We start from the raw sequence: 13882 nt of genomic DNA on the forward strand, positions 1-13882 counted from the left end.
GAGGATGGTTAAGGAATTTCTCCTATAGACGATCCTCACTAATTTTGAAGCTTTTTCGTTTTTATTTCTTCAAGAGCACATTAAACGCTTCTAATTGTCACGCTTACTGCTGCTGTTCTTTAATCGCTGTTTCAATTGTATTTACTGCTCCATCTAACGATTTTTGAATGTCGGCCTTATTGTTCCAAACATCTGTTAGTGCCGCACCTATTGGATCCCAAACAAGCGGCATTTCAGCAACGTTTGGCATCGGAACAGCATGTGAAGCTTGTTCTAAGAAAGCAGCTGAAATCGGATTGCTTTTAATAGCATCAGCTTCTACTAATGATAAACGCGGAGGTAATGCACCAGTCATTTCATAGCTTTCTAATAAGTTTTCTTCGTTAGAAAGGAATTGAGCAAGCAGTGAAGCTGCATCAGGATATTCTGTATATGCGTTTACATAGAAAGCACGTGTACCAGAAAAGCTTGGTTGATTTTTGCCGTTATCAAGCATCGGGAGCGGTGCCACTCCAAAGTTTACTCCCGCTTCTTTATACGCCGGAACAGCCCATGGACCGTTAATATCAAAAGCTAGTTTTCCTTCACTAAATAGTGCTGTTCGAACATCATAAGTAATATCTTCAGCTTTCATTCCAGGAGTTAATTCATCACGAATGCGAGTTAATAGTTCAACAGCCTTTACAGAACCTTCATTGTTTAAACCAATATCACTTACATCTGTGTTGTTATCTCCGAATACATAACCACCGTATCCTCCAAAGAATCCATAGTGGAAGTAAAGATTAGGTGGCTCCATCATAAAGCCGTAGCGATCGCCTTCCGTTAATTCTCCCGCTACTTTAAGCAGCTCATCCATCGTCTCAGGTGCTTTTTCTACTAAGTCTTTATTATAGTATAAAGCATATGTTTCAATTCCAGTTGGATAGCCGTAAAGCGTTCCGTCAAAAGAAGTAGCCTCAATGGCACCATCCATAAATTCTTCTTTATACTCTTCTGGCCAGAAGTTTTCGATAACTAATCCGGCAGAAATCGCGCGGCCAATACGGTCATGAGTAGAAGCAAACACGTCCCCTGCTAGTCCAGTCGGACCATCAGTTGCTAAACGCTCAGGCGCTTCTTCCTGACTAACTTCCTCTACTTGTACAGGAACACCATACTCAGCTTCAAACTTTTCAGCCATTTTCTCAGCCCATTTAAGCTGTTGATCGCCATCACTCCAAAGTAATAATTCTGCTCCTTCTTCAGGCACAACTTCATAGTCTTCAGCTAATGGATCTGTTCCTTCTCCTTCTGAACCATTACCTTCAGCTGCTTCTTTATCTCCTCCACCGCATGCTGCTAACAGCATTGAGAACGTTAACAATAGAATGAATGCTAAAAATGATGACTTTTTAAACATGATAAGATAATCCCCCTTTATATTTTTAAATGTTTCATAAAAACAACTGCTGTTAATTCATGCTTCCAATTATGAGAAATCGTTTGCATGAATCACTTAAAAAATCCGATAAACCTCCCATTGACACATCAACTCAACTATTAAGTAAGCATCCTGCCCTCAACTGATTAAACGTTTAATCAAACAGCATAATAAGTGAATTGTGATACCTTCTCTACCTAACCTTAGAAGGCACCAACTCTTTAAAACATTTCTTGTAGAGTTGTCATCATCGTCATTACTAGTTTAAAAGAAAGACATGGATGCATCTAACCTCTACATTCAGTTCTTCATCCAAACCTACTTGCTTGTTTTCATACTAAAGAAATCGTTTGCATGAATGAGTTTAAAAGAAAGTTTTTAAAAATAGCTGCTATAAAATTTCGTTTAAAAAGATTAAACGTTTAATCAAAGGTTAAGCAATCGCTTTCTTTTGATATATTCACATTGTACTTTGTTCATATTAGCTTGTCAACATGTTTTCGATAAATTTCTACACCTTTTAAAAGTAAAAAAATAGAATAAATGCCAAATAAAGAAGTCAGTCTACATAATTAGTCTACATAATTAGTCTACCTTTTTCTTTAAAATTACACTCTTTTAGTGCAATCGATTGTCTTTATTAATAAAACAACTTAAGCCTCATAACGTACACTAAAAGACTCATCGATCAATTTGTATAACCAATGAATCTTTTATTATACGTACCCTATCTAAACAGGACTAGTTATTCATTCATATAAAATTAAGCGATTTCACTCAACTGAAAAAATTAAAGGTTAGGCAAATTTTTTTTAGTTAATGGCGCAGTACTACCCCCTACTCTTAATTCAGGAGATAATACAATCTTTCTTTTTACAACTGAATTTTTACCATCAATTTGATCTAATAAAAGCTGCATAGCCTCTTGTCCTTTTCTTACGGTATCTTGATAGATCGTTGTTAAAGATGGTGACATATATTCTGTAAAAAAGAGACCATCAAATCCTACAACAGATATATCATGCGGAATATTAATATGGTGTTCGTTTAAATATTTCATTAAGCCCATAGCCATAATATCTGAAAAAGTAATAACCGCTGTCACATCATCCAATTTTGCAAGAACTTCGCGGCCTACTTTGTATCCTGAACCCGCACTTGTAGTAACATCTTTTTCAAAGATTAATTCTTCCTCAACAGGAATACCTTCTTCTTCTAACGCTTTCTTATAACCTAAGTACCGGTTATAATTGACACCTTCACTACCACGATGTCCCCGGTCTTCCGTAATAACAGCAATTCTTTTATGCCCTAGTTTCGTTAAATGCTCTGCTGCCATGTATCCGCCAGCTTTATCATCGAGAAAAACTTGATATAAATCAGGATTAGATAAGTAGCTGTCTACAAACACACACGGTACATCTAAACTTAACAGATGTTCCACTGATTTCATTCCCTCATATCCTCCGACTACGATAAGACCGTCTAAATGACGTTCCTTCACAAATGAAAAGGTTTCTTCTCCCTCTACAACACTTGTTAACATAACATGAAACTCTCTGTCTCGCGCCCCTTCCTCTATACCAGAAACTAAATCCCAGTAGAAAGGATTCGCATGCAGTCTGCCCTTATGCCCTAACGTAGGAACAACTACTCCAATCATGTGCGAACTTATTGCCTTTAAATTACGCGCCGCCATGCTCGGTGAAAAGCCAAGCTCTTTAATGACTTTATTAACACGATCCACCGTTTTTTTAGAAACTCTTCCTTTTCCATTGATGACATTAGAAACTGTTGCAATGGAAACATTCGCTTTTTCTGCGACATTTGTAATACTAGTTCTTTGTTTCATATTCTTCACCCAACAATGTATAAAGTAAATTTTAAAATTCAACTGATTAAAGCTTTAATCATATTGAAACACATTTATTTTGTAATATCAACGCTTTGCTAATATTAGAAGAGATCGAAAAGAGCTGTCACTCCTTTCGATCTCTAATTTTCTTTTTATTTAATTGCTCCTTTTGTTACTCCGCTAATGATCCATTTTTGTGCAAAAATGTACACAACAATCATTGGTAATAGTGCCATTAAATAAGAAGCAAATGCCAAGTTATAATTTGTACTGAACTGCCCTTGGAAAATGTACTGTACAAGCGGCAGTGTTGCTAAATCGCGGTCACTTATAATCACGAGCGGAAGCATAAAGTCATTCCATGCCCAAAGTGTTGTAAAGATCGCAACTGTCGCATTCATCGGGGCAAGCAGCGGGAAAATCACTCTCCAAAAAACACCCCATGTGCTCGCTCCGTCCATAATCGCTGCTTCTTCTAGTTCTTTAGGAATTGATTTAATATAGCCAACATAAAGGAAGACATTAAATGCTAAACCATATACAACATACAGGACAATAAGGCCGCCAAGGTTATCCAGTCCCCATGCACTCGTTTGTTTCACAATCGGCAGCATAATGATTGGAAATGGCACAAACATCGCACTAACAAAATAGTAAAATAAAATTTTATAAAACTTTTTATGGAAATTTCTTGCAATCGCATATGCCACCATCGAGTTTGTTAACAACGTTAATACAACAACAGATACGGTAATAAGCGTACTATTCGTTAAGGCGTTAAAAAAATTTGTCATTTCAATCGCTTTTGCAAAATTATCTAAATTAAACGATTTTGGCAGAGCTAAAAGAGAATCCGCCATTTCTTGCGGTGTTTTTAAAGCAATTGTGACCGTTAAATAAAGAGGAAATAGAATCAAAATCGTACCGAGCACTAGGAGAAGTGTAACAGGCCAATTTATTTTGTTTTGATTCATTACATTTCAACCTCCCTCTTCTGAAGTACGCGGATTTGGAACACGGAAATCGCCACAATAATGATAAAGTAAATAATCGCATTGGCAGATTGATAAGCAAATTCCCCGCCTTGGAAGCCGCCGCGGTAAATTAAAATTGAAATGGCTTCTGTTGATTGACCAGGTCCACCGCCAGTAAGTGCGATAATGTGATCAAACACCATTAAAAAGTTTTTCATGGCAAGCACCATATTAATCGTAAAAAACGGTGCAATCATCGGGAACGTGATGCTCCAAAACTTACGCCATACACCTGCACCATCAATGCTTGCTGCTTCATATAAATCATTTGAAATGGTAACAAGTCCTGCTAAATATAAAATCGTATTAAAGGCAACTGCCTGCCATACTGCCATAATTACGATCCCAACCCACGCAAGATCTGGATTTCCTAAAATATTTGTTGCAAGAGCATTAATTCCAAGATTCTCAGCAAGATCTGGAATAAAATGTGTAAAGATAAAGTTAAAAATAAACCCGACAATTAAAATACCTAAAATGTTTGGCATAAAGTAAACCGCACGCAATGTTTTTTGAAACTTAATTTTTGAGTTAAGTCCAATGGCAACAAGTAAGCTAAATATATTTACAAGAATTGTTGATACAATCGCAAATTTAAATGTAAAGCCATAAGCGTGAAGTGCTCGACTATCTTGAAAAACATTTAAATAGTTTTTTAAACCAACAAAGCTCCAATCACCGTAACCTTTCCAATCAGTAAAACTGTAAAACAGTCCCTGCAGTGCCGGATACGTATGAAATACAAAGAAAAGAAGCACTGCTGGAATCGTCATTAATAAAAAAGCTGTATCCCGTTTTCCTGTTTTTTCGCCGACTTTTTTAAGAAGAGAGGAGCTTGAATTAGAAGCCCCTCTATGATTTTTGGTTAACGATTCTGTACTTTTTCCCATTCTGCATCCATCCTATTTAAGAATTGATCTTTCTCTTTTTTAATTAAGAAATCTTGAATCAAAGCATCAGGACCCATACCAGCTGGATAATAGTGATCAGCAAAACTTGTTAAGCGTCCTTCTTCAAAGTTCGCAACAATGCCTTCCATAACAGGATCTTCTTGAATTACCCCTTCAACAGCTGAGAACGCTTTTTGCTCATCAATGTATGTTTTTGATTGTTCAGGATCGAGCATAAATTTTACAAATTTCATTGCTTCTTCCGGATGTTCTGTACTTTCCGTTACTGCAAATAATACGTCAACACCAGAAACAAGTTTATTTTCTTCAGGATTATTTGTCACAGGCAAAGGAAACACACCAAGCTCAATATCTGGGTTTGCTTTTTGAATTTCTGGAATTGACCAATTTCCCTGCAGATAAAAGACACTTTTACCATTTGCAAACGCTGTGTTCCCATCATTGTAGCCTATACCAAAGTTGTCTTTATGACCATATTCAAGAAGCTTCAACATTTTATCTGCCACTTCATCGTAATTCTCTTGGAATGAAGCTTCGCCTGCGTTTTTCTTCGCAGCAAAGTTTTCACCTTGTAAGTTAGAAGCAATTGAGTTCCATGGAATCAAGCCTGTCCATGCGTCTTTAAGTGTAAAGTAAATTGGTGTCTCACCAGCAGCTTTCACTTTTTCTAACGCTTCAATAAACTCATCCCATGTTTTTGGAACTTCAAGACCTAACTCTTCAAATTTTGCTTTATTGTAAATAACTGTATTCGCGTTTGTTGCATAAGGGAGACCATATGTGCCTTCTTTTTCTCCACCAACTAACTTTGCAATCATTTCTAAGTAAGCAGGTTGAATGTTCTCAACCACTTCTTTACCTGAAAAATTTTTTAGTACACCAGCTTCTGCCAAATCACCATATGTTGCATTACCGCCAATTGCCATGATGTCAGGCAGATCATTTTTTGTTAAACGTGTTTTTAAAACAGTTTCGGCTTCAGGAGGCGCATTTACTTCCACATCAATATCTGGGTTTTGTTCTTCAAACTTTTCAATTAATGATTTGTATGTTTCAACATTCTCTGATTTGTTTGAGAAGAGTTCAAGCGTTACTTTGCCGTCTTCTTCTCCTCCAGCACAACCTGTGAGCAATGAAGCTCCAAGTGAAAGTGTTAATAAGCCTGATACGATTTTCTTTGTTGCTCTTTTCATCCTTTTTTCCTCCTCATATCTTTGAAACTTAGTTAAGTTTATAAACGAGTGCTTGATAAGGTTTTAATTCAAATGAATCAATTTTTTGCGGTGCGTCTTCATAGTTGCCAATTACACACTCTGCTTCCTTATATGAAAGATGATCTGGAAGTTCAAAATTTACTGATTCATCTGCGAAACTACAAACAACTAACCACTTTTCATCTCCAAGTGTTCTTGTATAAGCAAAAACTTGTTCAGAATCTTCATAAATTAAATCAAACTTTCCATATACAACAATTTCGTTTTCTTTACGTAGTTGAATAAGTTTTTTATAATAATGGAAAATGGAATTTGAATCCTGCAGTACTTTTTCCGCATTAATTTCTTTATAGTTCGGGTTTACATTAATCCATGGTGTTCCTGTCGTAAAGCCGGCATTTTCTGTATCATCCCACTGTACTGGTGTTCTCGCATTATCACGCCCGCGTTTATAAATGGCCTGCATCACTTCATTTGGATCTTTTCCTAATTCATTAACAGCTTCATTGTACATATTTAATATTTCAAGATCACGATAATCATCAATTGATTCGAAGGCTACGTTTGTCATGCCGATCTCTTCGCCCTGATAAATATATGGTGTACCCTTCATCATATGAAGACATGTCGCAAGCATTTTTGCTGACTTCTCGTAATATTCTTTGTCATTTCCAAAACGCGAGACAGCACGCGGCTGATCATGATTATTCCAATACAAACTGTTCCAGCCATCTTCAGCTAAACCATACTGCCATTTTGCCAAAATTCCTTTCAGCTCTGTCAGATTCCATGGCTGTGGTGTCCACTTTCCGCCAGGCCCATTGCCGACATCAACGTGTTCGAATTGAAACACCATGTTTAATTCGTTACGCTCTGTTCCTGTATAAAGCTTTCCTTGTTCTGCATTTACACCAGGCATTTCACCAACAGTCATCACATCATATTTTGACAGCACTTCTTTATTCATTTCTTGTAAAAACTCATGAATACGCGGACCGTTCATAAAATACTTAGAACCGTCACCATATTTATTATCGCCATGAACCTCACCGTCAGGATAACTGTTATCTTTTGAAATAAAGTTAATAACGTCCATGCGGAAGCCGTCGATTCCCTTGTCAAGCCACCATGTCATCATCTCGTATACTTCTTGACGCACTTTTTTGTTTTCCCAATTTAAATCCGGCTGCTTTTTACTAAAAAGGTGTAAATAATACTCATCAGTCGCCTCATCGTACTGCCATGCTGATCCTCCAAATACAGATCCCCAGTTTGTTGGCAGTTCACCGTCTTTTCCAGGCTTCCAAATATAATAGTCACGATATGGGTTATCTTTTGATTTTCTTGATTCTGCAAACCAAGCATGCTCATCAGATGAATGGTTCACAACAAGATCCATAACAATTTTAAGTCCGCGATCATGTGCACCCTGCAGAAGTTCATCGAAATCTTCCATCGTACCGAATTCATCCATAATATTTTGATAATCACTAATATCGTAACCGTTATCATCATTTGGCGATTTATATACCGGCGAAAGCCAAATCACATCAATACCAAGTTCCTTTAAATAATCAAGCTTTGAGATGATTCCTCGTAAATCACCAATTCCATCTCCATTTGAATCCATAAAGCTTCTTGGATAAATTTGATATACAACACTTTCTTTCCACCATGCTTTTTCCATTACTTCCACACCTTTCAACTTTCCAAAATAGATTAAACGTTTACGTAAAATGATATAAAAAAATGGTTAATTTATAGAGAACTTATTGTAATTTTTTTTCTTATCAACTAAAAATTTTTCTTTTTTAACGAAAACGTTTACGTTAATTGTTAAAAAGAAAGGCATTAGCTGAGCGGTTTAACAGTTCTCCGTTCAACAATGCTGTGCGGCATTACCCGACTTTCAACAGCTTGTCCTGTTTCAAGCATATCTAAAAGCATTTCTGTTCCTGCTTTCCCCATTTCATACAGGGGCTGTGCTAATGTTGTAAGTGGCGGGATCGCCATTTCCGCAATTTTCAGATTATCATAACCGATAATTGATAGGTCTTCTGGTACACGAATTCCTAACTCATACGCAGCTGACAGCGCACCAACAGCTATTTCATCACTTGCTGCAAACACTGCTGTAAGATCTTTTGCCTGCTTTAAAAGCTTTGGCAGTTGTGCAATACCATCTTCATATCTAAAGCCTCGTGAAACAACAACTTTCTTTTCATCAAAGGGGATTCCTCGATCTAAAAGTGCCTGCTTATATCCTTCTATTCTCGGAAGACCTGCAAGCTGATCATTTATATCGCCGCTAATCATTCCAATATTATGATGTCCTTTTTGGATTAAATAGCTTACTGCACTATATGCCGCATGTTTATCATCAACTTTTACGTATGGAAGCGGATAGCGATAAGATTGTGTCGCTAAGAGAACAACAGGAATATTCATTTCCTTTAATACGTTATAATATTCTTCTGTCATCGCTTCACTTGTAAAAATAATACCATCCACACGCTTTTCATTTAACAGCTGTAAATACTTCATCGTTCGTTGACCGCTTAATGTAGTATGACAAACGATTACACTGTGTCCGCGTTCATGAGCAATATCTTCAATTCCTTTGAGAAGATCGGATGAAAACATGCTTGAAACATCGGGAAACAATACCCCTATTGTTTGTGTTCGCTTATTAATTAATCCTCTTGCAACAGCATTTGGCTGATAGCCAAGCTCCTTAATTGCTTCAAGCACGCGCTCCTTCGTTTTTACGGAATATCCCGGTTGTTTATTTAAGATGCGGGATACCGTTGCGATTGATACATTTGCTTTTTTTGCTACATCTTTAATTGTCGGATTCATGTTTTCACCTAAATTAATTTTTAGTAAACGTTTACGTAACTTATACGTTTATATTAATAAGTTTGTTGTAAAATGTCAAGCGTTTTCATTAATAATTTTTCTGATTTTTTTCTTATATGAAGTTGTTCCCTTATCCTTAGTATTTGCTAATAGAGAAGATTTATTTACAAGTTCACTGTTTCTGCCTTTACTCAATTGCAATTTCTTTCAGTTATCGTGGTATTAATTTATAATTGAATAAGAGAAAAATGATTAATAAACGATGAATCTACTAATGAAAGGACGATGAAAAGCTGATGAAGCTTGGACTTAAAAATAAAAATGCCTTAGTCATTGCATCAAGCCAAGGAATTGGAAAAGCCATTGCCACAAAACTTGCCGAAGCAGGGGCAAACGTTATGCTTACAAGCCGCAGCGAGAAGAAGCTGCAAACAGTTAAAGACGAACTACAATATTTAGGCAGTGGAAAGATTCTTTTCAAAAAAGCTGACATTACCTCAATTGAAGACATTAAAGCATTAGTAAATGAAACTGCTGAAGAGTTTGGTTCAATTGATATTCTTATTAACAATGCTGGCGGACCTCCGACTGGATCATTTGAACAAATGTCAGATGAAGACTGGCAAAATGCCTTTGAGTTAAATCTATTAAGCTATATTCGTATTATCCGCGAAGTACTTCCTCATATGAAAGAAAAAGGCGGCAAAATTATTAATGTTGCTTCCTCTTCTGTAAAAGAGCCGATTCCAGGACTTATTTTATCAAATACGTTTCGTTTAGGGATCGTTGGTCTTACTAAAACATTAGCCAGTGAACTTGCGCCGTACGAAATATTAATTAACACAGTTGCTCCCGGTCGAATTGCCACCGATCGCCTCGCTCAGTTGGATAAAACAAATGCCGAGAAACAAGGAGTTTCAGTAGAGGAAATCGAAGCAAAAATGAAAGCCGTAATCCCGCTTGAGCGTTACGGACAGCCAGAAGAATTTGCAAACTACTCACTCTTCCTTCTTTCTGACCTAAACACTTATATGACAGGTCAAACGCTTTTAATTGACGGCGGTATGATTAAATCTGTCTAACATCAAAAAAGAAGAGGTTGTCTCAATAGAGTCTGACCCCCTCAAATCTATACAATATATAGCGGTTCTTCACAAAGAGTAACCGATATATTGCGTGAGGAGGGTCTGACCCTGTGCTTTTGAGACAGCCTCTTCTTGATAAGATTTATTTCTAATTTCTCCAAAGTTTATAAGGGAGTTTTTCATATTACAACTTTCCAATTTTCATTACAGTTTGCATGAATCACTTTTCGTTCTAAAATATAGTTCGCAATTAATTCCGACATATCAATTGTAATTTCTTTTATGACTTTCTTGTCTTTATACATTTCATAATCGCCACCGCCACCAGCACGATAGTTATTCATCACTACATCAAATTCTGCCGTTAAATCAATCGGTCTCCCATTCACATGTAGTTTAACAACACGCTCTCCAATTGGATTTGATATTTTTAATTCGTACTCAATTCCTTCCCACATATCATAGTTATAATGCTGCGGCTTTGGCTCAACAAACTCCGGGTTAACAGCAATTTCTTTCTTTTCATTGATGATAAAATATGTTGCCGATTTTTCTAACGCATCTTTTATATCTTGACCTGAAATCCGAATGACCTTCAATGTGTTCGGATAAACGTAATTTGAAACAATATCGCGCATTGTAATGTGATTTTTAAAACCTGGTGACTGATTATGAAAAAGAGCTGTATTGGATATACTCACCCCAGCGGCATCCATTTGCACAGCATTAATAAATTCAATTAATGGATTGTCCTTAAGGCGAATATCCAGTATATCCTTTACCGTCATATCTCCACTAACTATACCAATCGGTTGATCTAACCATGTTTGCGTTTGCTCCTCACACTCGCAAGCAAGCTCTGAAATTTCACGATCTGTTTCAACTTCTTCTGTTACTTCTATTAATTCTGCTGATTTATTTTTTATAATCCAATGATCCTGCTCTTTTTCTAGTATAAGAGTCACTTTTCCAAGCGCTTGACCGTTAAAGCTCGGCTGAATAATTGTCACTCCGTTTAATTCAGATGCTATCGAACGATGTTGATGCCCTGTTACTAAAATGTCAATGCCATCAATATCTTTGCACATGTCGTATGCTTGATTTTCAGTTGTTAAGCTTTCTATTGCTTTTCCCGTAGCTAACTCTCTTTCAAAACCGCCGTGATAAGAAACAATAAGAACATCTGGCTTTTCATGTTTACGAATATAATACACCCATTCTTTTACTGTTTGAAACGCATCTTTAAAAATAAGTCCCTCAATATGATGAGGGTTTTCCCAATTTGGTATGTAATGTGTTGTAACTCCTAATACTGCCGCCTTAATACCTTGTATTTCTTTTATAATATACGGATTTCCAAATATCGGCTTTTTCTTATGTTTATCAATAATATTTGCCGAAAGCCAAGGAAAACTCGATTCTTTTACTGCTTGATTCAAAGTATCGATTCCGTAATTAAATTCATGATTTCCAATAACAGCAGCATCATAATTCAGAACATTCAGCACGTTTATCATTGGATTACCTTTCTCTCTTTGATATTTTACATAATAATAAGTTAAAGGTGTTCCCTGAATCAAATCACCATTATCTAATAATAAAATATGCTCATTTATTTTTCTTTCCTTTTTTATAAGTGATGAAAGCTTTGCTAAACCGTGCTGCACTTCACTGTTATCTCCATAGTTAATAGGATAAATATTTCCGTGAATATCACTTGTTACTAAAACTGTTATTAAAAGTTGTTCACTAAACCGCACTTTCTTCCCTTCTTTCCGTTCATAATCCAAAGAAACGTCTTATTAATAACTTTACTTCTGTTCATAAGCAGCGTATTGCCTGTCTGATTGCTTCTGATCTTCTTCAATTTGGAATTTGATTTAACTAATCTAATATATCTTGATCAGCGATTGCATCAAATGATAGTTGATGCAATCGCCGGTTTGAATTTACCTCCATACAAAATCAATCCTTTATAAAACACCTATTCGCTACTAGATACCTATTGTGAACGATTTATTTTAAGGATGGATATAGACAAATACCCAAGAAAAACTTATACAATTAAACAGTAATAGCTAAAGCAAAAAAAGATCCCTTTTTAGAAAAAGTTGAAATATGAGTTTCCCACAGTTTTCTATTTGCAAATAATTTTTTTATTAAAAATAAATTGCAGACCCTCAAAGAAAACGCTATCATATAGGTATTAATATATTTATAATATTTCTTTAATCACCGTTTATTTAATATTAGATATCCTCTTTCTTTCAACTTCTTTAACTAATTTTTCCCTTGGTTGCTGTAAAGGTGGTTTTTGTATAAATTTTTTATTATATAGTTACCTATAGAGTAGGAGTAGAAATATTCATGTTATTTAAAAACAGTAAAACTGTCTATATTGTTCTTTTTTCTGTTTTACTACTTGATTACAATGAGGAAGCTGTTCTTCATTTGTTTAATCTTTCTCAACATCATAGTTTGAAAACTTTTCTTGATGAAGGAATTTGGGTTACCGGAATACTTTTACTTACTTTCTTAAGCCGCAGCACACATAAACTAAAGAAAGATGCCCAAGGAAATGAACAGCAGCAATCACTCGTTGACTTTTCTCCAGAAGCTATTATTATTGTGAAGAAACATAAACTTCTTTATGCCAATTCGACAACCGTTGATTTGCTTGAGGCTGAAAATGATAGAGAGCTTATTGGAAAGTCGCTTTTATATTTTGTTCATCCTTCCTCACTTTTAACATTGTGTGATTTCTTCAAAAAATATACTAATGAAGAGGGTTTTGACAGCGTCATTCGTTCAGAAATGAAGTTTAAAACACTGACTAACAATGTGATTGATGTTGAACTTACTTCCATTCCTATGCAGTATAAAGGGCAAACTGCAAGAGAAATAGTCATCAGAAACATTACGGATAAGAAAGTGAAGGAAGAACTTATTCAATTTATTGCTTATCATGATCCACTAACTAACCTGCCCAATCGTAGATTTTTTGAAGAAACATTAACACAAACTTTAACAGATGCCAAATATACACAAAGTATGTTAGCTGTACTCTTTATTGACCTCGATGGATTCAAACAAGTTAATGATACGTTGGGTCATCACAGCGGCGATTTATTGTTAAAAGACATGGCGAAACGACTTGTAAAATGTGTGCGAAAAAGTGATACAGTCTCTCGTCTAGGAGGAGATGAATTTACAATATTATTACCTAATACCGACAAGAAGTTTGTGCTTCAAATTGCGCAAAGGATTATTAAAGCATTGGAAAATCCTGTTTTAATTGAAGGGAAATCGGTTCAAGTTTCACCGAGCATCGGAATTTCATGGTGTGATTCCAATAAAACAAAGCATAAGACATGTCAAACGTTAATAAAGCAGGCAGACAGTGCAATGTATTACGTAAAACAGCACGGAAAAAATAACTTTTTTATTTATGATGAAAGTTTTGATCAGAATAGTAAAAAAGAAAGCACTGTATGATGTAGT

General features: G+C 35.9%; 10 protein-coding genes. 2 read left to right on the top strand and 8 right to left on the bottom strand.

The window, feature by feature from the left end; all coding sequences use genetic code 11:
• Positions 1-103: 103 nt before the first annotated feature.
• From DS031_RS09875 to DS031_RS09905, 7 genes are all read right to left on the bottom strand, one after another.
• On the bottom strand, positions 104-1402 hold the full coding sequence (locus tag DS031_RS09875) for a sugar ABC transporter substrate-binding protein (RefSeq protein ID WP_113805908.1): 1299 nt from the start codon (positions 1400-1402) through the stop codon (positions 104-106).
• Between the two features lie 811 nt (positions 1403-2213).
• Positions 2214-3275, bottom strand: a complete 1062-nt coding sequence (locus tag DS031_RS09880) for a LacI family DNA-binding transcriptional regulator (protein ID WP_113805909.1) — start codon at positions 3273-3275, stop codon at positions 2214-2216.
• A 155-nt stretch (positions 3276-3430) separates the two neighbouring features.
• Positions 3431-4252, bottom strand: a complete 822-nt coding sequence (locus DS031_RS09885; RefSeq protein ID WP_113805910.1) for a carbohydrate ABC transporter permease — start codon at positions 4250-4252, stop codon at positions 3431-3433.
• Positions 4252-5085, bottom strand: coding sequence for a carbohydrate ABC transporter permease (locus tag DS031_RS09890; protein ID WP_113805943.1), 834 nt, complete (start codon positions 5083-5085; stop codon positions 4252-4254). The genes DS031_RS09885 and DS031_RS09890 overlap by 1 nt, the downstream gene beginning before the upstream one ends.
• 92 nt (positions 5086-5177) lie before the next feature.
• Positions 5178-6416, bottom strand: coding sequence for an ABC transporter substrate-binding protein (locus tag DS031_RS09895; protein WP_113805911.1), 1239 nt, complete (start codon positions 6414-6416; stop codon positions 5178-5180).
• A gap of 28 nt (positions 6417-6444) precedes the next feature.
• A complete protein-coding gene (locus tag DS031_RS09900) occupies positions 6445-8124 on the bottom strand; it encodes a glycoside hydrolase family 13 protein (RefSeq protein ID WP_113805912.1) in 1680 nt (559 codons plus the stop codon).
• 164 nt (positions 8125-8288) lie between these two features.
• Entirely contained in the window at positions 8289-9296 is a 1008-nt protein-coding gene (locus tag DS031_RS09905; RefSeq protein WP_113805913.1) for a LacI family DNA-binding transcriptional regulator, read from the bottom strand.
• 296 nt (positions 9297-9592) lie between these two features.
• Between DS031_RS09905 and DS031_RS09910 the strand changes: the two genes are divergently transcribed.
• On the top strand, positions 9593-10378 hold the full coding sequence (locus tag DS031_RS09910) for an SDR family oxidoreductase (RefSeq protein WP_113805914.1): 786 nt from the start codon (positions 9593-9595) through the stop codon (positions 10376-10378).
• Between the two features lie 182 nt (positions 10379-10560).
• Here DS031_RS09910 and DS031_RS09915 read toward each other — a convergent pair whose 3' ends face one another.
• Entirely contained in the window at positions 10561-12141 is a 1581-nt protein-coding gene (locus tag DS031_RS09915) for a bifunctional metallophosphatase/5'-nucleotidase (protein ID WP_113805915.1), read from the bottom strand.
• Between the two features lie 607 nt (positions 12142-12748).
• Here DS031_RS09915 and DS031_RS09920 point away from each other — a divergent pair.
• A complete protein-coding gene (locus DS031_RS09920; protein WP_113805916.1) occupies positions 12749-13876 on the top strand; it encodes a sensor domain-containing diguanylate cyclase in 1128 nt (375 codons plus the stop codon).
• Positions 13877-13882 lie beyond the last annotated feature (6 nt).

It is taken from the genome of Bacillus taeanensis (genome assembly GCF_003318295.1).
Classification (GTDB): Bacteria; Bacillota; Bacilli; order Bacillales; family UBA6769; genus Maribacillus; species Maribacillus taeanensis.

Excerpts from the sequence above, each read along its gene's own strand:
- DS031_RS09875 (WP_113805908.1), bottom strand. The coding sequence starts at position 1,402 with ATGTTTAAAAAGTCATCATTTTTAGCATTCATTCTATTGTTAACGTTC.
- DS031_RS09880 (WP_113805909.1), bottom strand. The coding sequence starts at position 3,275 with ATGAAACAAAGAACTAGTATTACAAATGTCGCAGAAAAAGCGAATGTT.
- DS031_RS09885 (WP_113805910.1), bottom strand. The coding sequence starts at position 4,252 with ATGAATCAAAACAAAATAAATTGGCCTGTTACACTTCTCCTAGTGCTC.
- DS031_RS09890 (WP_113805943.1), bottom strand. The coding sequence starts at position 5,085 with ATGACGATTCCAGCAGTGCTTCTTTTCTTTGTATTTCATACGTATCCG.
- DS031_RS09895 (WP_113805911.1), bottom strand. The coding sequence starts at position 6,416 with ATGAAAAGAGCAACAAAGAAAATCGTATCAGGCTTATTAACACTTTCA.
- DS031_RS09900 (WP_113805912.1), bottom strand. The coding sequence starts at position 8,124 with ATGGAAAAAGCATGGTGGAAAGAAAGTGTTGTATATCAAATTTATCCA.
- DS031_RS09905 (WP_113805913.1), bottom strand. The coding sequence starts at position 9,296 with ATGAATCCGACAATTAAAGATGTAGCAAAAAAAGCAAATGTATCAATC.
- DS031_RS09910 (WP_113805914.1), top strand. The coding sequence starts at position 9,593 with ATGAAGCTTGGACTTAAAAATAAAAATGCCTTAGTCATTGCATCAAGC.
- DS031_RS09920 (WP_113805916.1), top strand. The coding sequence starts at position 12,749 with ATGTTATTTAAAAACAGTAAAACTGTCTATATTGTTCTTTTTTCTGTT.